The 17,453-nt window shown below is 69.5% G+C and carries 27 protein-coding genes and 1 tRNA gene; 26 read left to right on the forward strand and 2 right to left on the reverse strand.

The features are described 5' to 3' along the window. Positions 1 to 31: 31 nt before the first annotated feature. A complete protein-coding gene (locus APZ21_RS05215; protein WP_054812070.1) occupies positions 32 to 1,468 on the reverse strand; it encodes a DUF3662 and FHA domain-containing protein in 1,437 nt (478 codons plus the stop codon). A 247-nt stretch (positions 1,469 to 1,715) separates the two neighbouring features. Here APZ21_RS05215 and APZ21_RS05220 point away from each other — a divergent pair. The 4 genes from APZ21_RS05220 to APZ21_RS33725 all read left to right on the forward strand — a co-directional run bounded on the left by APZ21_RS05220 (position 1,716) and on the right by APZ21_RS33725 (position 4,334). Further along, positions 1,716 to 1,798 (forward strand) — tRNA-Leu (locus APZ21_RS05220). Between the two features lie 111 nt (positions 1,799 to 1,909). Further along, positions 1,910 to 3,352, forward strand: a complete 1,443-nt coding sequence (locus APZ21_RS05225) for a site-specific integrase (RefSeq protein ID WP_054812071.1) — start codon at positions 1,910 to 1,912, stop codon at positions 3,350 to 3,352. A gap of 32 nt (positions 3,353 to 3,384) precedes the next feature. After that, positions 3,385 to 3,888, forward strand: a complete 504-nt coding sequence (locus tag APZ21_RS05230) for a hypothetical protein (protein WP_156370692.1) — start codon at positions 3,385 to 3,387, stop codon at positions 3,886 to 3,888. A 296-nt stretch (positions 3,889 to 4,184) separates the two neighbouring features. Further along, entirely contained in the window at positions 4,185 to 4,334 is a 150-nt protein-coding gene (locus APZ21_RS33725) for a hypothetical protein (protein ID WP_156370694.1), read from the forward strand. Here APZ21_RS33725 and APZ21_RS05235 read toward each other — a convergent pair. Further along, a complete protein-coding gene (locus APZ21_RS05235; RefSeq protein ID WP_054812073.1) occupies positions 4,308 to 4,562 on the reverse strand; it encodes a helix-turn-helix transcriptional regulator in 255 nt (84 codons plus the stop codon). The two genes, APZ21_RS33725 and APZ21_RS05235, sit on opposite strands and share 27 nt — an antisense overlap. A 212-nt stretch (positions 4,563 to 4,774) precedes the next feature. On the opposite strand from APZ21_RS05235, the gene APZ21_RS05240 reads away from it, so the two are divergent. The 22 genes from APZ21_RS05240 (at position 4,775) to APZ21_RS05345 (ending at position 17,191) form a co-directional block, all read left to right on the forward strand. After that, complete coding sequence (locus APZ21_RS05240; protein WP_054812074.1) at positions 4,775 to 5,002, forward strand: helix-turn-helix domain-containing protein; 228 nt, start codon at positions 4,775 to 4,777, stop codon at positions 5,000 to 5,002. Continuing rightward, a complete protein-coding gene (locus APZ21_RS05245; RefSeq protein WP_054812075.1) occupies positions 4,999 to 5,241 on the forward strand; it encodes a MerR family transcriptional regulator in 243 nt (80 codons plus the stop codon). Before APZ21_RS05240 ends, APZ21_RS05245 begins: the two co-directional genes overlap by 4 nt. Beyond that, complete coding sequence (locus APZ21_RS05250) at positions 5,238 to 5,564, forward strand: hypothetical protein (protein ID WP_054812076.1); 327 nt, start codon at positions 5,238 to 5,240, stop codon at positions 5,562 to 5,564. The genes APZ21_RS05245 and APZ21_RS05250 overlap by 4 nt, the downstream gene beginning before the upstream one ends. A gap of 135 nt (positions 5,565 to 5,699) precedes the next feature. After that, complete coding sequence (locus tag APZ21_RS05255; protein WP_054812077.1) at positions 5,700 to 6,071, forward strand: hypothetical protein; 372 nt, start codon at positions 5,700 to 5,702, stop codon at positions 6,069 to 6,071. Beyond that, positions 6,068 to 6,286 (forward strand): hypothetical protein, encoded by a 219-nt coding sequence (locus APZ21_RS05260; RefSeq protein WP_054812078.1) that lies wholly within the window; start codon positions 6,068 to 6,070, stop codon positions 6,284 to 6,286. The genes APZ21_RS05255 and APZ21_RS05260 overlap by 4 nt, the downstream gene beginning before the upstream one ends. A gap of 217 nt (positions 6,287 to 6,503) precedes the next feature. Further along, complete coding sequence (locus APZ21_RS05265) at positions 6,504 to 7,040, forward strand: hypothetical protein (protein WP_156370696.1); 537 nt, start codon at positions 6,504 to 6,506, stop codon at positions 7,038 to 7,040. Further along, positions 7,037 to 7,291 (forward strand): hypothetical protein, encoded by a 255-nt coding sequence (locus APZ21_RS05270; RefSeq protein WP_156370698.1) that lies wholly within the window; start codon positions 7,037 to 7,039, stop codon positions 7,289 to 7,291. Before APZ21_RS05265 ends, APZ21_RS05270 begins: the two co-directional genes overlap by 4 nt. Beyond that, positions 7,288 to 7,509 (forward strand): hypothetical protein, encoded by a 222-nt coding sequence (locus APZ21_RS05275; protein ID WP_054812081.1) that lies wholly within the window; start codon positions 7,288 to 7,290, stop codon positions 7,507 to 7,509. The genes APZ21_RS05270 and APZ21_RS05275 overlap by 4 nt, the downstream gene beginning before the upstream one ends. Before the next feature lie 125 nt (positions 7,510 to 7,634). Then, complete coding sequence (locus APZ21_RS05280) at positions 7,635 to 7,946, forward strand: WhiB family transcriptional regulator (protein ID WP_162240301.1); 312 nt, start codon at positions 7,635 to 7,637, stop codon at positions 7,944 to 7,946. After that, the gene (locus tag APZ21_RS05285) at positions 7,943 to 9,247 is read left to right on the forward strand and encodes a DNA cytosine methyltransferase (RefSeq protein WP_054812129.1); all 1,305 of its coding nucleotides are present in this window, start codon (positions 7,943 to 7,945) and stop codon (positions 9,245 to 9,247) included. Before APZ21_RS05280 ends, APZ21_RS05285 begins: the two co-directional genes overlap by 4 nt. After that, a complete protein-coding gene (locus APZ21_RS05290; RefSeq protein ID WP_063125159.1) occupies positions 9,244 to 10,074 on the forward strand; it encodes a PD-(D/E)XK nuclease-like domain-containing protein in 831 nt (276 codons plus the stop codon). The genes APZ21_RS05285 and APZ21_RS05290 overlap by 4 nt, the downstream gene beginning before the upstream one ends. Continuing rightward, complete coding sequence (locus APZ21_RS05295) at positions 10,071 to 11,300, forward strand: hypothetical protein (RefSeq protein WP_054812084.1); 1,230 nt, start codon at positions 10,071 to 10,073, stop codon at positions 11,298 to 11,300. The genes APZ21_RS05290 and APZ21_RS05295 overlap by 4 nt, the downstream gene beginning before the upstream one ends. Further along, positions 11,297 to 11,584: a hypothetical protein gene (locus APZ21_RS05300; protein WP_054812085.1), complete on the forward strand. Its 288-nt coding sequence runs from the start codon at positions 11,297 to 11,299 to the stop codon at positions 11,582 to 11,584. The genes APZ21_RS05295 and APZ21_RS05300 overlap by 4 nt, the downstream gene beginning before the upstream one ends. Then, a complete protein-coding gene (locus APZ21_RS05305) occupies positions 11,581 to 12,342 on the forward strand; it encodes a hypothetical protein (RefSeq protein ID WP_156370700.1) in 762 nt (253 codons plus the stop codon). The genes APZ21_RS05300 and APZ21_RS05305 overlap by 4 nt, the downstream gene beginning before the upstream one ends. Beyond that, positions 12,339 to 12,569: a hypothetical protein gene (locus tag APZ21_RS05310; protein ID WP_054812087.1), complete on the forward strand. Its 231-nt coding sequence runs from the start codon at positions 12,339 to 12,341 to the stop codon at positions 12,567 to 12,569. Before APZ21_RS05305 ends, APZ21_RS05310 begins: the two co-directional genes overlap by 4 nt. After that, positions 12,566 to 13,021, forward strand: coding sequence for a helix-turn-helix domain-containing protein (locus tag APZ21_RS33730; protein ID WP_156370702.1), 456 nt, complete (start codon positions 12,566 to 12,568; stop codon positions 13,019 to 13,021). The genes APZ21_RS05310 and APZ21_RS33730 overlap by 4 nt, the downstream gene beginning before the upstream one ends. Positions 13,022 to 13,564: 543 nt before the next feature. Continuing rightward, a complete protein-coding gene (locus APZ21_RS34985; protein ID WP_204249041.1) occupies positions 13,565 to 14,059 on the forward strand; it encodes a hypothetical protein in 495 nt (164 codons plus the stop codon). Next, the gene (locus tag APZ21_RS05325) at positions 14,052 to 14,402 is read left to right on the forward strand and encodes a hypothetical protein (RefSeq protein WP_054812089.1); all 351 of its coding nucleotides are present in this window, start codon (positions 14,052 to 14,054) and stop codon (positions 14,400 to 14,402) included. Before APZ21_RS34985 ends, APZ21_RS05325 begins: the two co-directional genes overlap by 8 nt. Before the next feature lie 4 nt (positions 14,403 to 14,406). Continuing rightward, the gene (locus APZ21_RS05330) at positions 14,407 to 14,850 is read left to right on the forward strand and encodes a hypothetical protein (RefSeq protein WP_054812090.1); all 444 of its coding nucleotides are present in this window, start codon (positions 14,407 to 14,409) and stop codon (positions 14,848 to 14,850) included. 17 nt (positions 14,851 to 14,867) lie between these two features. After that, positions 14,868 to 15,311, forward strand: a complete 444-nt coding sequence (locus APZ21_RS05335) for a RusA family crossover junction endodeoxyribonuclease (protein ID WP_054812130.1) — start codon at positions 14,868 to 14,870, stop codon at positions 15,309 to 15,311. Positions 15,312 to 15,314: 3 nt separating this feature from the next. Further along, positions 15,315 to 16,130: a DNA-methyltransferase gene (locus APZ21_RS05340; protein ID WP_054812091.1), complete on the forward strand. Its 816-nt coding sequence runs from the start codon at positions 15,315 to 15,317 to the stop codon at positions 16,128 to 16,130. After that, entirely contained in the window at positions 16,127 to 17,191 is a 1,065-nt protein-coding gene (locus tag APZ21_RS05345) for a hypothetical protein (protein WP_054812092.1), read from the forward strand. Before APZ21_RS05340 ends, APZ21_RS05345 begins: the two co-directional genes overlap by 4 nt. The last annotated feature ends 262 nt before the right edge of the window (positions 17,192 to 17,453 follow it).

The following is a 17,453-nucleotide window of genomic DNA, read 5'->3' on the forward strand; positions in this document are numbered from 1 at the left end:
ATGTCGTGATCTGCATCGCGAGCTTACGGGATCACACGATACGGATCAGGATCTCGGAATGCCCGGCGCGGATGACATCGCCGTCGGCGAGCTGCCAATCCTGCACCGGCGAGCCGTTCACCAGCGTGCCGTTGGTCGAACCGAGATCCGACAGCATCGCGGTCTGGCCGTCCCAGCGGACCTCGATGTGACGACGCGAGACGCCGGTGTCGGGCAGCCGGAAATGCGCGTCCTGGCCGCGGCCGATGATGTTGCTGCCCTCGCGCAGCTGGTACGTGCGGCCGCTGCCGTCGTCCAGTTGCAGCGTCGCCGAGAAGCCCGATGCGGCCTGCGCCCCGCCGGCGTAACCGCCGGGTGAGGTGTATCCGGGCTGGGCGCCGTAACCGGGCTGTTGCGAGTATGCCTGCCCGTAGCCGCCCTGATCGTCCTGGCCGTAGCCGCTCTGCTCGGGATAGCCCTGGTCGCCGTAGCCGGACTCGGCGTAGCCCTGCTGGCCGTAGCTCTGTTGCGCGTAACCCTGCTGGCCGTAGCCGGGATCGCCGTACCCCTGGTCGCCGTAACCGCCCTGCTGAGCGTAGTTCTGGTCGCCGTAGCCGGGCTGCTGGCCGTAGCCCGGCTGGCCGTAACCGGGCTCCTGGTAGCCCGGCTGCTGGGCGTAGCCCTGTTCGCCATAGCCTTGCTGACCGTAACCGCCACGGTCGCCGTAGCCGCCGCCCTGCTGGCCGTAACCCGGATCCTGGTACGCCTGCTGGCCGTAACCGCCCTGGGCGCCCTGACCGCCGGGCTGCTGCTGGTAGTCGTAGCCGTTCTGGTAATCCCCGTAGCCCTGCTGCGACTCCGGCGCCCGATAGTCGGCGCCGCCCGCGCCGTACTGCCCGCCGCCGCGGCCGTAATCGTCGGGATACGCACCGTTCTGCGGACCGGGCCGCCCCGCAGGAGGCGGCGCGTACCCGCGGCTGCGTGGATCGGACTCCGCGGGCTCACGGCTGGGGTCGTAGCCAGAGTTCTGCGTCATGGGGCCAGCTCCTGGTTGCGGGTTAGCGGGTCGTTGTGGCGGGGGTTCGGGGCTGCGAGCCTGGGTGGCTCTGCGATCGGCATCGGGATCGACGCGGCCGCTCGCCCTGAACTGTCCGGTGTGCAGCGTAGGTGATGCCTGGAACGCTACGTGTACTTCGCCATAGGTCTGCCACCCCTGATCGCGGATGAAGTCCTGTAGATGTCTGGCGAAGGCGCGGGTCGTGAGCTCGTGATCGGCATCCAGTTTGGCGTGATCGGCGGAGTTGATCGTTATCACATAACTGTTGGGCGCCAGCAGGTGGCCGCCGCCCAGATCCTGGATGTGATCGGTGGCCTCACGCTGTAGCGCTGCCTCCACCTCCCGGGGTACGACGCTACCGCCGAAGGCGCGTGCGAACACGTCATCGACGGTGCCTCTCAGACGACGCTCGAACCGCGAAACGATGCCCATCTCGGCCTCCCTTCGGTGAGCGTCTTCGTGAGCCTCTACTCAATTCATAACAACGACACACGCGCATGGCGTGTCGCGTTTCGACCACGTTCATTGCATGATATCCACGATCGTCCACACCTGTAACTCCCGGAAGGCCCGGCGGGTTCCCCGTGTCGCGCACGGGCAGGCCCGCACCGCTCGCGCAGCCGGTCAACAGGTGATTTCGTGATTCACACACCCCCGTGATACGTTCTTCCAGTCGCTCGGGCGAGTGGCGGAATGGCAGACGCGCTGGCTTCAGGTGCCAGTGTCCTTCGGGACGTGGGGGTTCAAGTCCCCCTTCGCCCACAACGAAATAGCAGGTCAGGGGCTTAATCTTCGGATTGTACCCTTTCTGCGTCCACAACGCGGTCCACAGTGAACCTGAGGGGGTTCGGCTGAGGCAAGGACGCACGGCCCATGGCGACCACTCCCCGCATTCGCGTACGTAGCAACGGCAGCACCTACTCGCAGGTTCGCTACCGCATCTCCCGGCCCGGCCACAGCAAGCCGGTTCAGACCTCCCAATCGTTCGACGACCACCGCGCCGCGATCCGGTGGGCGAAACTGCTCGACCGTGTCGGCCCCGTCGAGGCCGAGCGCGTCCTCGCCGCCCAGCTCGCCGCCGAGCCCGATGTCGTCATGCTGAAAGTCTGGCTTCACCGCTACGTCGACAGCCTCGGCAAGAGCGTGGACGACGAGACCAAGCGGAAGTACCGCCGGATGATTGACCGCGATATGGTGCCGTTCTTCGGCGAGCACTTGCCCGTCGACGCGATGACGCCCGAGCTCGATGCCGCGTGGGTCGAGTGGCTCGAGGAGGAGTTCGGCAACGGCGCGAAGACCATCCGCAACAAGCACGGCCTACTCGCCGCCGCCATGGGCGCCGCGACCCGGAAGAGGCCGACGCCGCTCATCCCGTGGAACCCGTGCGCCGACACGAAACTGCCGAAGCAATCCGCGCGCGAGGTCGACCACCTCGACGAGCTCGAGTTCGAGCTGCTCGAGGAACTGCTCGCCCCGTTCTGGCGCCCGTGGTTCGAGTTCGGCGTTATGTCGATGTGCCGCCCCGGCGAACAGGGGGCGCTCACCGTCGGCGACATCGTCCGCGAGACGGGCGCGGTCTCGATTACCAAGGCGTGGAAGTGGGCCAACGGTCGAATGAAGCTCGGCGACCCGAAGACCGAGCGCGGCGTGCGCGTGACGTTCGTACCGCTCGAGACGGTCGCCCGGCTAGACCTCGACCGCCCGGCACACGAGTACCTGTTCGTCACGCCGAGCGGTCTCCCGGTGACCTCGGTCCGGTTCTGGCAACAAGGGTGGGCCCCGGCGCTGGAACGCCTCGCCGCGCTGGCAGCAAACGACCGGACGCCGTTCACCGGCGCGGCCGGATGGGAGGGGTTGAGTTTCGACACGCTGCGCAAGCGGTACGGGCACATCGTCGAGCGCCTCACGGCGAAGCGGCTCACGCCGTATTGCACACGGCACACCGGCATCTCGTGGCGTCTACAGGACGGCGAGCCGATCTGGGTCGTGTCGCGCGACGCCGGGCACTCGTCGATCACGATGACCGACCGACGGTACGGACACAACTCGAACGCCGCGAGCGCCGCGAGCGCGCAGACCGTCGCCGGTCGCCTGCCTCGCCTGCGTAGCCGCGTGGTCGACCTCGAGCAGGCCCGACGGCGCCGCGACGTGCAGCTCGGCAAGCTCGGCGAAATCGAGCGCGTCGCCGGTGGGTTCGAGGCGGTCTGGATGGACGCCGACGGCGAGGTGCAATCGGCCGTGTTCCCCACGTACGACGCCGCGGTCGACCATGTCGCCCAGCACGAGGCCGGCGACCTGCTCGCCGACGCGGCGTAGCGGCGATTCCATTTCATGACGGGTGCAATGAAATGAAATTCTCCGCAGGTGAGTGCCGGTTTCCGACCGGCCCGGATTCCGTGTGCGGCAAGGAAATTCCGCCGCGCACCGGGCCCGGCCGGCCGGCCGCCTACTGTGCCGATCCATCGCACAACCCGGTCAACGCACACCGCGCCGCGCGGCGCCACGCCGCCGAGGCCGAGGCCGAGGCCGCGGCCGGGCAGACCGACGCCGGGCGCCTCGTCGCCGAGCTCGAGCGGGCACGGGCGCTCGTCGTCGAGGCCGAGCGCGCCCGGCACCGCGCAGAGACAGGCGCACACGCTGCGCGACGCGAGCGCGACGCGGCGCTCGCGTTGCGCGACCTCGCCGTCGAGGAGGTCGCCGAGGTGAGAACCGAAGCGGCCGAGACGGTCTCGCGGATGCGGCATGAGTTCGACCGCGAGGTGGCCGCGGTCGCGGCCGTGGCCGATGCCGAGATAGCGCGCGCACTCGCCGCGCACACGCTCGGCGACCGTCGACCGAGGTTGACGGCGTAGGACAAGACACGAAAACCCGGGGCGCGCAAGGTATTGCGCGCCCCGGGTTTCTGTGGTTGATCCTTTTAATTGGTAACAATTCCGAGATATTGCAAATCGGGCATACCGGTTCTATGTTCCTGGCTACGATCGCGTTACCCCATCGTCCTACGAATCGGGGAGGGGGACACACCGCTACATCAGCCCGCGGCACCCCGCGCCCGGTAGTATCGAACAGGTGTTCGAGCGAGCAGTCGGGGGCTCGTGATCGGTGGAGGGCGTGACGAGGCAATCGAGGGTGCGGAATGGGGCAGCAGGTGGGACGCAAAGACTCGGACGAGTTGGCGGCGCTGATCGCGCGAGCCTGGCAGATGGACGCCGCGAGGTTCATCCTCGAGGTTTCCCACCTCGGCGCCGACCCTGCCGAGGTTTGCGGCGAGTTACTCCCCGAACCCTTCGGCCTGTAGGGCCGTCGCGTGCTGCACGAGGTCGCCCAGCTCGACGCCGAGCGCTGTCGCGACCTCAAGCAGCTTGCGCATCGACATCGAGTTCTGTCCGCGCTCGAACATGCCCATCGTTTTCGTGCTGACGCGCACCATCTTGGCGAGGTCGGCCTGCGATAGCCGCTGCGTCACGCGCTGGATGCGCACTGCCTCGCCGAGACACCGGTCGAGCCGGGCCGCGGCCTCGTCCATTCGACGGGCCGCCTCGTCTGCGTCGTCCGGTCGGGCGACGGGCTCGCTAGGTGTGTCCATAGTGACCTATTAAGGGTCAAATTTGACCGTAGGGCAAGTGGCACGCAGAGGACGACACGGACGCCTCACGGTTGCCCTATGGTGCCTGCGCGGTGACACACTGGGAACTCTTGGTGTTGCCATAGGTAGAATTCTTCCCTACTGTGAACCGTATGTTCCCAATCGACACGGCGACCGCGGCAGCGGTACGGGAAGTCATCGCGAAGGCTGACCGGTCCGAGGCGGCCGTCGCCCGCGCGGCGCGGTTCTCGCCCTCGACATGGCAGCGCCGTATCCACGCTCGAACCTCGTTCACCGCCGCCGAGCTCTCGCGCATCGTGACGGCGCTCGGGCTCACGGTCGGCGAGCTGTTCGACACGATCGCGGAAAAACGCCGATGACCACCGTCGACGAGCTGCGCCTCTACACGCTGCCCGAGGTCGCCGAGCGCCTGCACGTAACTGAGGACTGGCTGACCAAACGTCTCCGCGACGGTCGCCTGTCGGGCCGGAAATCCGGCGTCAAGTGGACGATGTCGGCCGCCGACATCCGCGCCGCAATCGACTCCATGGCCGCCCGCGCCGACACCGAAAAGGACAGCGCCGCAGCGGAAGTTAGCCGGAAGGGTGCCGAGCGATGACGACCACGACCGAATACGAGACGTTCGCCCTTGACGCGGTATGCGAGATGACCGGCGCCCCGTCGGTCGATTGGCTGAGCCGCCGCATCACGAGCGGCGAGACCCCCGCCGTTCTGGCCGGGCAGCACTGGCGCATGACCCGCGCGGACATGGCCGTGCTCGTCGAGCAGATGCGCGAGGCCGGGCAGCGAAAGCTCGCCGACCTCGCCGCACGCCGACCCGCCGCCGCATCGAGCGCGCGTACCGAAACCACTCCCGCCGACGCCGGACTGAGCCCGCGCGCCGCCGCCCGGATGAAACGCCGCAAGAAAGACGCGGCCTGACTTCCCGCGGCGGCGCGCCGAACGCCGCCGCGGGGCGGCGGGACCGACCGACGGACCGCCGGGTGCACCCCCTCACACCCGAACTCGGTCGGCCCCGCACCAACCACCACCACGACCAGACAGGAGGCCCGCGAGATGAGCTGGGTCGAGGTCTACGAGCAGGCCGCCGAGCGAGCGCAGCAGCGCCGCCTCGACGACGCGCTCGGCGACCCGCCGCCCGGAGTCGACCCCGATACGTGGCACCGGCTGTGCGAGGCGATCGACGCCTCGGGCTGGGTGTCCGGCCGGATGCTCGCGCCCCGCGCCATCCGTGAAATCGCGCACGCGGCCGCCGCGGTGCTGCGCCCCCCGAACGCCCCCGAACAGGGGGACGCCCCGACCGACTGCAACTCGACCGGGGCAAGTGATCCCACATCCAAGGACCAGAGGAGATGCTACCGATGCAGTGGCACGTTCCCAATGTCGACCGGCGATTCGGTCGCCGGCCGAAACACTCGCTCGGCATGACCGCGGCCGTCACCGTCGCGACGCTCGCCGCCGAGCTCGCCGCCGAACGCGACGCCGCCGACGACCGGCCGATCGCGGCCGAGGCTGTCGGCGTCGACCCGACGCCCACGGTCCCGCTCTCGCTGCTCGAACTCGTCGACCCGCCTGATGAGGTCGACCGCGGCCGTCCCCTGCACGAACTCGACTACGCGCTGCGGATGGGCGGTGCGCGATGAGCGAGACGACCATTCGCAGCGCCGAGCCCGGCGAGTTGTGCACCTGCGGACGGCAAGCCACCGAGGTATTCGAGGGCGGGCCGTTCGGGTCGACCGGCTACTGCGGCCGACCAGACGGCGGCGACAAATCCGGCCCGTGTCGATTCTGCGGAGCGCCCCGCGACTCACACGGCGGCCGGTGCCCGAAGTACACCCTTCGCCCCGAGACGGGCGGCCAGTGATGGGGCCGTATTGCCGCTACTGCGACCAGCGCTGTTTCGTTCCCGACCCCGCGGGCGGGCCGATCATCCTCGCCACCTGCGCGGCCGGAATGGCGCACGACCTGAAATCGGCCGGGTACGACCTCGACCTGGCCCGTATCTACGTCGCGACCCGCGAGGCGGTCGACGCCCTCGTCGTCGCCGAGGCCCCGTCGACCGAACGCCGCGCGACAGCGGCCGACTTCGCCGCGCTGGCCGCGAGCCTGCGTCTGAGCAGTGGCGGCGGCATGGACGAACGCGGATTCGACCACTCCGACCGCCGCGCGGCCGAGAACCTCGCGCAACTGCTCGCCGCCGCCGTGCTGCGCGCGGCACTGGCCGAGCAGGAGCGCGCGCGGCACGTCGAGGAAATCGCCCGCTTGCGCGCCGAGGCCGACACCACGCAGGCCCGGCACGAGTACACGACATCGCGGCTACGGCGCCGCATCCACCACGGCCGGCGATCCCGCGCCGCGCTGCGCGCATCCATCACCCGAACGGAGAACGCATCATGAGCAGGCCAACCGGACCGACCATGACCGGCGAGAGCTGGGAAGTCGTCGAGCACTCGCGGAAAGCGGTCGCGGGCGTTCTCGACAACCTGATCGCGGGTACCGCCGCGTGCCGATGCGGCAACGGCGCGAACTCGCTCAAGCACTACGACGTGGTGTCGATGGTCGCACGCCAGCAGTATTGCCCCGAGGTGCTCGCCGGCCTGCTCGCCGAGGCTGTGACCCGGCTCGCCGGAACGGCGGCGGGGCAGTGAGCCCGCTCGCGCACGCCGCGCAGGTTCTCGTCGTCGCCGCTGCGCTCGTCGTCGTGCTCGGCCTGCTCGGCGCGCAGGCGATCGCCGACCGCGGCGCCGAGTTCGAGGAATACCTCGACATCGTCGACGACGAGGTCGACTATCCCGAGCCGGGCGACCCGGCGGGCGAGTGGGACCTCGACGAGTGGGACCCCGATTATCGGGCGGGGGTGGCGTAGTGGGCCACTACATGCCCGCGGGTGATCCGCTCATGCCGAGGTGCATTCGCTGTGATCGCGGGTTGTCCGCGCACCCCGAAGGCGCGCAGGCGCGGCGCGGTAGTCGAATGATGTGCGTCGACTGCGTGAAGCACAGCGCCGAGCCGGTCGGCCCGCGCCGAGTCCTTGGACTCACCGCCGGCGACCTCGACCAGATGATCGCGGCGACATGCCGGACCGTCGACCCCGAACTGTGGTGGGCGTATCGAACATCCGAGGATCACGCCACGGCGAAACGGCTGTGCGCCGGGTGTCCGGTGCGTCGCCTGTGCGTCGCGCAGGCGTTCGCCTTCGGCGAGAACGTGGGTATCTGGGGCGGGTTCGACATGTCGCACGAGGTCGATGACGCCCGCGAATGGACGCGGTCGGTCGATTGGCCGTCGGCGGTGGGCGCATGACGCGCATCGGTTCCCTGTTCTCGGGTGCGGGCGGCCTCGACCTCGCCGCCCTCGAGCTGTTCCGCGGCTCGTCGATGGCATGGCACGCCGAGATCGACCCGGGCGCCTCGCGGGTCCTCGCGTACCACTGGCCGGATACGCCGAACCTCGGATCGGTATCCGAAATCGACTGGCACTCGGTCGAGCCCGTCGATGTGCTGTGCGGCGGGTTTCCGTGCCAGGACGTGAGCGCCGCCGGTCGTCGCGCCGGTCTGGCCGACGGGACCCGCTCGGGTCTGTGGTCGCACATGGCCGCCGCAATCGACGTGCTGCGACCGCGGTACGTCCTGATCGAGAACGTTCGGGGGTTGCTCAGTGCACCAGCCATTCGCCGAGTGGAATCCGCAGGCGCAGACCTGGGACACGTTCGAGGTCGACCTGTTCTCAGGGCGCTCGGCGCCGTACTTGGAGACCTGGCCGACCTCGGGCTCGATGCGGAATGGACGTGTGTCCGTGCGTCGGCGGTCGGCGCGTGTCATCGCCGCGAGCGCGCGTTCGTCCTCGCCTACTCTCCCGACGCCTCGCGCGGCGGATGGCAAGGCGTCGATGACGGCACCGGCGGCGAGACGGCACGTCGAGGACGGAAACGGGTCGCTGGCCGAGGTGCTCGGCTCGACGTTGGACCTGTAACCCTGTTGCCGACGCCGCGTACTGGGGACGGAGTGAAGGGCGGCCCGAATCAGCGCGGTTCGTCGGGCGACCTCATGCTGCCGTCGGCGGTCGCCCGCTCGGGCGACCGTGCCGATGAACTGCTGTTGTCGGGCCTCGCCGTAGCGCACGCCGAGGGTGGACTACTGCCGACCCCGAAGACCACGGACAACCATCACAGCTCACCCGCCGACCTCAACCGGAACGACCCCGGCCTGCGCGCACTGCCCGGCCTACTACCGACCCCGAGCGCATCGGATAGCACCGGCGGCGGCGCGCATCCCGACAAGCGCGGCGGGCACATGGTGCAGCTCATCAACGTTGCGTACGCCCCCGAGCGATGGGGGAGATACGCCGACGCGATCGCCCGACAGGAGGCCGTCACCAGGCCCGCCCCGGAACCAACCGAGCTCAGCCGCACCGGTAACCCGCGCCTCGCCGCGCCGTTCGCTGAATGGATGATGATGTGGCCCGACGGGTGGGTCACCGATCCCGACATCGGACTCACTCGGGACGAACAGCTCCACATCATCGGCAACGGCGTGGTACCCGCGCAGGCGGTCGCCGGGTTCCGATACCTGCTGTGCATCGCCGCCGAGGCGGTGGGCGCGTGACGGCACCGACCATTCCCGGCGTGTACGCCGGGGTTCCCGAGAAGACATACCACGGCGACCGCGCCTCGCTGTCGTCGAGCGGCGGGCGCCGCCTGCTCGAGCTCGCCCCGGCCGAATGGCTGTACGAGCGCGACCACCCGGAAGTGCGCGAGCCCACCCCTGACCAGGAATTCGGCACGGCCGTGCACACGGCCGTGCTCGGCGTCGGCGCGCGCACCGTCGAGGTCAAGGCGAAGGACTGGAAGAAACCCGCCGACCAACAGCGACGGAAGGTGATCCGGGCGCGCGGCGACGTGCCGCTGCTCTCCCACCAAATCGACACCGTCGAGACCATGGCCGAGGCGGTCCTCAACGACGACGACGCCGGGCCGCTACTGGCGACCGGCACGCCCGAACTGAGCGCGTACGGCCACGATCCGGCGACGGGCGTGCTGATGCGCGCCCGAACCGACTGGATGCACGAGCGGCCCGGCGGCCGGATCGCGGTCGACCTGAAAACGGCCGAATCGTCGAGCCCGGAAGACTTCGCCGCCGAGGTTCGCCGCTGGGCCTACCACGTGCAACAGGCGTGGTACGAGCTCACGTTCGCCGAGGCCCGGGTGCCGCTGGATGCGTTCGTGTTCGTCGTCGTCGCGAAACGCCCGCCCCACCTCGTCGCGGTGCACGAACTCAAACCCCGCGTGGTCGACCTCGGCCGCGACATTACCCGCCGCGCGCTCGATCGGTACGCGCGGTGCATCGAGTCCGACTCGTGGCCGGGGCACGGCCGCGGGTTCCACCAAATCGACCTCCCTGATTGGGAATTCAAGAAGGAGTTGCACCGGTGACAACCGCAATCGCTGTCCCCGAGCCCGTCGAGGCGACCCTGGTCGCATTGCCGTCGGACCCGCTCGGCACGCTGGATCGCTACCTCGTGGCGATGGTCAAGGCGCGCGAGTTCGCCGACGTGGTGTGCATGACGCCCATGGTGCCGAAGTTCTACCAGGGCAATCCGAAAGCGGCGACGGTCGCGGTTCTGCATGGCGCTGAGCTCGGCCTCAACCCGTTGCAGGCGCTGCAGCAGGTGTTCGTGGTCCACGGAACGCCCGCCATCTACGCCCGTACCATGGTCGCCCTGTTGAAGAATCGCGGGTTCCGTTTCCGCACCGTCGAATCCGGGCCGACGCGCGTCGTGTTCGTCGGCACCTCGCCCGACGGCGTCGAGTCCGAGCCGAGTACGTGGACGATCGAGCGCGCCGACAAGGCGGGCTATATCCCGAAGGTCGACCCCGGTACCGGTGAGTACGCCGTGAACAAGAACGGCAACCTCATCGGGAACGAAAAGTACATCACCGAGCCCGAAAACATGTTGTGGGCCAAGGCCGCCGCCGAGGTGTGCCGCCGACTCGCGCCCGACGTGCTGCTCGGCATCTCGCGCACCGTCGAGGACATCGAGAGCGAGCCCGAGCCGGTCCGCGTGCGGTCCGAGCGAGTGTCGCCGGCCGAGGCACTCGCCGCTGCGAGTGCGGCGGTCGAATCGTCGGACGCCGCCGAGACGGTCAAGAACTGGACGCCGCCCGCCGAGGAAACGGCACCGACCGCACCGGAGGAACCCGCCGACCAGGCCCCCGCCGCCTCGCCGCCGATGACCAAGATTCAGCAGCGCAAGGTCGCCCGCCTGCTCGGCGAGCGCGGCGTTTCCGGCGCCCCCTCGATCCTCGCCGAAATCGGGCGATTCCTCGGGCGCGAGGTCACCTCGGGCGCCGAGGTGACCCGCGACGAGGCGATTCGTCTGCTCGAACACCTCGAGGCCGAGCCGCCCGAGGCCGCCTCGCAGAAAGTCGGAAAACAGGACACGGCGCAGGTCAAGGCCACGGCCGAGCAGGTCGACGCGCTCGTGGCGGCGCTCGTTCGCGACAACGTGACCGACGAGGCCGCGCGTCTGGACTGGGCGCGCAACGCCGCCCGCCGACCGCTCGACGCACTCGCCGACCTCACCGGGCAAGAGGCCGAGGACATGACCGCGTTCCTCACCGCCGCGCAGGCCGCCGACACGAACGAGGCGAACCAGTGAGCGAACACGCACGCGAGGCGGCGGCGTTGCTGCTCGACCTCGACGCGAATTCCGAACTGTGGCCGGACCTCACCGCGCCGATGCTCATCGCGCAGCGCGCCAACATCGCCGCCCTGCTCGCGATCGCCGAACACCTCGGCGAGCTCATCGAGCAACAGAAGATCGCGAACGCGATGCACGGCATTGGCCATATGGGCGTGCTCAACAGCGACGCCGAACTCCGACCCGCCCGCGAGGCGGTCCGCCGCCTGCTCGGCCTCGATCCCACCACCGAGAGGCAGTGACCATGCACGAGAGCGTGATCGTCGGCACCGGCGATTTCCGGCAAGCCCTCATGTCGGTACGGGTGCACGCCAGCACCGACAAGGAATCGCCGGCGGTGCACCGCGTACGGCTGCAACTCGGCCGCCAACACCTGACCGTGTGCGCCTCGGACCGATTCACGTGCGCGCTCGCGATCGTGTCCCTGTGGGGCGATAAGCCGCCCGGCGGATACCACGTGATCGGCGTCGAGTTGCTGCCCGACGACGTGACGAAAATCCTCGGAATCTTCAAGGGTGGAAAGGAATCCGTGGGCGAGGGTGTCTCGCCCGAGAATCTGCTACGCCTCGAGGTGCTCGACGAACACCTGCGTATTACCGACTGCTCGGGCATGATCGACGGCCGCGCGCTGCAAATCCCGCGACTGTCGGCCGAGGACTCGGCGCTCGCGGCCGTCGCGCAGCAGATCGAGGCCGTACACCAGTCGCCCCACCGAACCATCGACGACATGGCCGTATCGGGCGACATGATCGCCCGATTCCGCGAGGCGTCCAAGGCGTACGGCGCACCGCTGCTCATCGAGGGCCGCGGCGTCCCGTCGCCGTCGCTGCTCGTGCGGTGCGGCGAGAGTTTCCTCGGCGTGATGGCCTCGCGCGAGCTCACCGCCGACCGTCGCGAGCGCCTCGACGAGTACGCCTCGGGATGGCAGCAACGCCTGCCTGGCATCGTGTTCGAGGCGCGCACGATCGCGGCCGAGTACGCGGGCGAGGCCGAGTCATGACCGCGCCCGAGCCGGTCCCGGCCGATCGGGTGGCCCGCGTTCTGCGCGACGCCACCCGATACACGGCCGTTGCCCTGCTCATCGGGCACGACCCCGACGACCCCGACGCCCTGTTTATCGACGAGGTACGCAATCCGTCGCGTGAGCTCGCCGACCGCGAGCTCGCCGAGACGCTGCGCCAGTTCGCCGACCGGCTCGACGCCCGCGCGCAGCAGGCGGGGCAGTGAGAACCGCGCCGGTTGTCCTATCCGAACTGGACGCCCGCCACTCGTGGACGTTCGTGCTGTCAACCCCGTGGAGGCGCGTTGTGGATTCAGTCTCGGGCGCGACGCGCCATATGGTCCCGGTAGACCGGTTCGAGTGGGAACGGATCGCCCGGCGCGTTCAAATGCACAGCACGACAAAGTTTCTCGCGCTCATGCTGGCGACCTACGCGGACAGCGACGGGACGCGCATTCGCCCCGGCGTCGAGCGCCTGGCGCTCGTGATGTGCGTATCGGAGAAGACCGTCAAGCGCGCGTTCGCCGATCTGCGCGCACTCGGCCTCGTCGAGCGAACCAAACAGGGCAACCGGCACCGCGGCCTCGCCGATGAATACCGGCTCACCGTGCCCTCGACGCTGCTCGATCACCCGATGCTCGATCCGAACGAGACGGCGATTTCTGGGGGTCAGTCATGACCCCCAGAGTTGCCGGGATCGCCCGGACTCCACGGGGCACCGGCGACCCGTGGACAGACGGAACTACCTCGGGTCCGGGGGTCACCGGTGACCCCCGGAGTTATCCACAGGTTGTGAGTCTGGGGGTCAACGGCGACCCCTGTTCGGGCGCTCTCCCGAAATGTCTGGGGGTCATCTGGTCCGAGTCTGGGGGTCATCTGAGCCATGTCTGGGGGTCACCGGTGACCCCCCACCAACCCATACCAACCACAACCAGAAAAACCCGCGTGGCTGAGTACCGAACGCAACTCACGACCGCGCGAGCCGGGCTGTGGACAACATGACTCGCTACGACCGCACCGGCGAACCCGAGGACACCTCGGCACCGTGGCATGACTCCCGGTGCCGCCGCGGATGGCTCGGCGAGGACGACGAGGCCCGTCCGATTCCGTGCCCCGTGTGCAAACCGTGGACCCGCGGCGAACGCCACGAAATCAACCAGTCATCCCCAAGCCTGCGCGCACAGCAGGCCATAGCAGCAGCAGACCGCAAGGAGCAACACCGATGACACGCACATTCGAGTTTCACCGCGACGAGGACGTGACGGGCTACAGCGGTACCGGTGTGGTCGCCGACGGCGCCATGTTCGACGACGGAACCGCCGTCGTGCGCTGGCGAGGCGAACGCCGCTCGACCGTCGTGTGGCCCTCGATCGAGGACGCGATCGCCGTGCACGGCCACGACGGCGCGACCCGACTCGTCTGGACGGACAACGTCGAGCCGGACCTCGCGCGCCGCATCGTCGTCGACGACGAGGCCCGGGCGCTGCGCATCGACGACCGCGAATTTCCGTGGGTACTGGGCGCCGATGGCCCCCGCATCGAGACGCCTCGCCCCGGCGAAATCGTCGTGTGGGCGCCGATTCTCGCCAGCGAGGCCGCGCTGTACGTCCCCGCGGGCCTCACGGCCGAACAGCGGGCATGGACGCTCGACGCGCGCGGCACCGTCTCGACCGCGACAGTCCGGCCCGATGACCAGGAGGCCGCCGAACGTGTCTGACCTCGCATTGTTCGACCTTCCCCCGGGCGCGCAGGCGCCACCGTCCGACGAGCCCGAGGAACTCACCCGCGGGCAACGCCGCCGCCGCCTCGTGGCGAATCGGATCGCCGCAGGCGTGCACCCGCTCGGATATGTCGCGCTCCATCGTGACGCCGCCACCACCCGCGACGGCGGCGGTCTGCGTTGCGGAACGTGCCAGCACCGGCAGATCGAGGAGCACCACGGCCGGAAATACCCGAAATGCCAGTTCGGCGGCGGTATTCGCGTGTCCGGCTGTGAATCGTCCGATATCCGTGCGTGGTGGCCGGCGTGCCGCGCCCACGAACCCCACGAGGAGGTCTGACCAAATGATGCGACGCGAGACGCTGGCCGACTGGCGCCGACCGGTCGGCAAGTTGGACCACCGCCCGACGGCCGAGCGTGAGCGCCAGCTCATCGACTCCCACCTCGAGGCCCTCGACGAACTCGACCGCCTGCGCGGCGAGCTCGCACAAGCCCGAGCGGGGCACGATCCCGACCGCGCGCCGGTCGACATGGTCACGACGCCGTTCGAGGTGATCCTGCGCGTGTACCTCGACGGGTTCGGCACCGGTGCCGCGACCGCGCTCGCCAAGGTCAAACCCGATGCCCCGCACCGCATCCTCGACGACGCCGCGCAGGCCCTCGTCGACGTGGTCGGAAACGACCCGCTCGCCGTCGAGCAACTGCGCGACCATGTGCGCAAGCGCCTACGCGGCGAGACAGACAACAGCATCACCGAGGTTCCGGTATGGAACGGCGGCGACCGGTGACCTACCAACTTCCCGGCATGTCCGAACCGATCGCGTACAACCGCGTACCCAGTGACGGCGCGCTATTCGTGCCCGGCCTCCCCGCCCCGCAAGGGTCCAAGGACTACAAGGGCAAGAACGCCCGCGGCAAGGCGATCCTCGTCGAGTCCGCGACCGGCGTCCACGACTGGCGCGCTCGGATCGCGTGGACCGCGCACGAACGCGGTTGGCGGCCGACGCGCGACCCGTTCGCCGCGTCGCTGGAATTCGTGCTGCACCGACCGCAGCGAACGCCGGTCGCGACGCCCGCCGCCGTCAAGCGGCCCGATGCCGACAAGCTCGCCCGCGCCGTCCTCGACGCCCTTACCGGCGTGGCGTGGGTCGACGACTCCCAGGTGGTCGACCTGCGCTCACGGAAACGCCTCGCCGAGCCGGGCGAGGCCACGGGCGTGCACATCACGCTCGACCGATTGGAGGGCTGACCGGTGACCCCGTATTACGACACCGAGCGCGCGACGCTGTACCACGGTGACGCGCTCGCCGTGCTCGCCGGACTGGGCACGGCCAGTGTGGACGCCGTCATTACCGACCCGCCGTACAGTTCCGGCGGCGCCTACCGCACCGACCGAATGCAATCGGTTCACACGAAGTACGTGCAAACCGAGCAAGTCGCCGCCGGTACCGGCGGGGGCGCGCTGTCGGCATTCGACGGCGACAACCGCGACCAACGTAGCTACGGCTATTGGTCGGCGCTGTGGATCGGCGAGGCGCTGCGCGTTGTCCGGCCCGGCGGTGTCCTCGCGCTGTTCTGCGATTGGCGACAGTTGCCCATCGTGACCGATGCAATCCAGGCCGGCGGGTTCGTGTGGCGCGGCGTCGTGGTCTGGCACAAGCCCAACGGTCGAAATACACAAGGCCGCTACGCGAACACCTGCGAGTTCGTGGTGTGGGGTACGCATGGGCCGCGGGCGTTCGAGGAACTCGACGGCAAGCCGTTGCCCGGGCTGTATGTGTCCAACACGCCGCGGCATCGCCAGCACATCACCGAGAAGCCGCTGGACGTGATGCGCGACCTAGTCCGCATCGTCGCGCCCGGCGGCGTGCTGCTCGACCCGTTCGCCGGGTCCGGCACGACCGGTGTCGCCGCGATCCTCGAGGGCCGCCGATTCGTCGGAATCGAGATCACCGACGATTATGCGGCCGTTGCCGAGCGTCGGATTCGGCGAGCTCAACTCGAGGCCGTGGCCGACGACGAGCAGCCCGTGCTCGATTTGGACACGCAGGCCGGCGGCGGCCGATGACGGGTACGCCGTGCGGTATCTGCACACGCCTCGTCGGCGACCGCCTCGCGCTGTGCGAGGTGTGCGGCCGGACCCTCGTCGAGGCCCTGCTGGCCGTGCCGAGCCTGCTCGCCGACCTCGAAACGGTGCGCAGCGGGCAGGCCCGGGTCGCCGACGGCCGCGCTGGCGGGCGCTCGGCCGATGCGCCGCTACCGATCAAGGACACGAGCAGCGAATACCGCGGGCGCGGCGTGCGCCTGCTCGGCGAGCGCGACGCTATCGCGTTGTCGACCGCGTTGCACGGATGGGCGCGCGTGCTCGCCGATCACCTCGGCGTCGAGGTGCCGATAGAGGCTCGCTCGCTCGCCGTCCTCGCGATCAACGCCCGGCACACCGGCGGCTCGGCCGAGGCCCCCGCCGTCGTGCACGAGGACCGCCTGCGCAACGGTGTTCGCGTTCGCGTGTCCCGTGTGGCGCTGCGCACGGCCGCCCACCTCATCACACCGGTGCAGCTCGACGAGCGCCTCGCGGTGTGGCTCGCGAGCCATCCCCACGAGTTGCGCGAGCTCGACGCCGCCGAGCAGGCGCACCGCGACATCGTGACCACCACCGCTGGCCTACGCCGCGCGGTCGACCGGCCCGCCGATCACCGATACCTCGGCCGGTGCCCCGCCCTGCTCGAGGACGGCTCGACGTGCTCGGCGAACCTGTGGGCCGAACCCGATGGGACGTGGGTTCGGTGCCCGCGGTGCCATCTGCAGCACGAGGTCGCCCGGATCGAGGCCGCCGCCACCGAGGCCGCCCGCGACATGCTGTGCACGATGCCCGAGCTGCTGCACGCCTGCGCGGCCGTCGGATCGCCGATCGCACGCCGCACGGGCTACCGATGGGCCGCTGAGGGCCGCCTCACGCGGCGCGCGTGGCTCATCCGCACGCGCGCCGGTGTTCGGATCACCGATCGGCGCGAGGATGGCGCGGTGCCCGTCTACCGTGTCGGCGATGCCCTCGACCTCGCTCGCCGCGAGCTCGCCGAACACCTCGCGGGCGCGACGAATGGCCGGGCAAGATCGAAAGCGCCCTGACCTGGTGCTATCCTCGGTGGCACCTGAAAACCGGCACTGACGAACCGACCCCGAAAGTCGGCGCGGCGCCGGTTTTTGCATGTCACAGGCCGTTTCAGGCCCCATAGACCCGCAGCGCGTCAAACGGTGCCGACTCATGCCGTAAGCGCCCCAACGCATCATTTCGACACCGCCGAGGCGACTCGGCGCGATGCCGCAACCCCGGCCCCCAAGACTGCCCGGGGGGTCACGCTGCGCGCTGCGAACCCCGTCCCGGAACCGA

This window comes from Nocardia arizonensis, from assembly GCF_001310275.1.
Classification (GTDB): domain Bacteria; phylum Actinomycetota; class Actinomycetes; order Mycobacteriales; family Mycobacteriaceae; genus Nocardia; species Nocardia arizonensis.

Bases quoted from the DNA above. Each gene is read 5' to 3' on its own strand.
- APZ21_RS05345 (WP_054812092.1), top strand. From the start codon at position 16,127: ATGACGGGTACGCCGTGCGGTATCTGCACACGCCTCGTCGGCGACCGC.
- APZ21_RS05330 (WP_054812090.1), top strand. From the start codon at position 14,407: ATGATGCGACGCGAGACGCTGGCCGACTGGCGCCGACCGGTCGGCAAG.
- APZ21_RS05260 (WP_054812078.1), top strand. From the start codon at position 6,068: ATGACCGCGGCCGTCACCGTCGCGACGCTCGCCGCCGAGCTCGCCGCC.
- APZ21_RS05230 (WP_156370692.1), top strand. From the start codon at position 3,385: ATGAAATTCTCCGCAGGTGAGTGCCGGTTTCCGACCGGCCCGGATTCC.
- APZ21_RS05310 (WP_054812087.1), top strand. From the start codon at position 12,339: ATGACCGCGCCCGAGCCGGTCCCGGCCGATCGGGTGGCCCGCGTTCTG.
- APZ21_RS05245 (WP_054812075.1), top strand. From the start codon at position 4,999: ATGACCACCGTCGACGAGCTGCGCCTCTACACGCTGCCCGAGGTCGCC.
- APZ21_RS05215 (WP_054812070.1), bottom strand. From the start codon at position 1,468: ATGGGCATCGTTTCGCGGTTCGAGCGTCGTCTGAGAGGCACCGTCGAT.
- APZ21_RS05240 (WP_054812074.1), top strand. From the start codon at position 4,775: ATGTTCCCAATCGACACGGCGACCGCGGCAGCGGTACGGGAAGTCATC.
- APZ21_RS05270 (WP_156370698.1), top strand. From the start codon at position 7,037: ATGAGCAGGCCAACCGGACCGACCATGACCGGCGAGAGCTGGGAAGTC.
- APZ21_RS05225 (WP_054812071.1), top strand. From the start codon at position 1,910: ATGGCGACCACTCCCCGCATTCGCGTACGTAGCAACGGCAGCACCTAC.
- APZ21_RS34985 (WP_204249041.1), top strand. From the start codon at position 13,565: ATGACACGCACATTCGAGTTTCACCGCGACGAGGACGTGACGGGCTAC.
- APZ21_RS05285 (WP_054812129.1), top strand. From the start codon at position 7,943: ATGACGCGCATCGGTTCCCTGTTCTCGGGTGCGGGCGGCCTCGACCTC.
- APZ21_RS05255 (WP_054812077.1), top strand. From the start codon at position 5,700: ATGAGCTGGGTCGAGGTCTACGAGCAGGCCGCCGAGCGAGCGCAGCAG.
- APZ21_RS05250 (WP_054812076.1), top strand. From the start codon at position 5,238: ATGACGACCACGACCGAATACGAGACGTTCGCCCTTGACGCGGTATGC.
- APZ21_RS05335 (WP_054812130.1), top strand. From the start codon at position 14,868: ATGTCCGAACCGATCGCGTACAACCGCGTACCCAGTGACGGCGCGCTA.
- APZ21_RS05235 (WP_054812073.1), bottom strand. From the start codon at position 4,562: ATGGACGAGGCCGCGGCCCGGCTCGACCGGTGTCTCGGCGAGGCAGTG.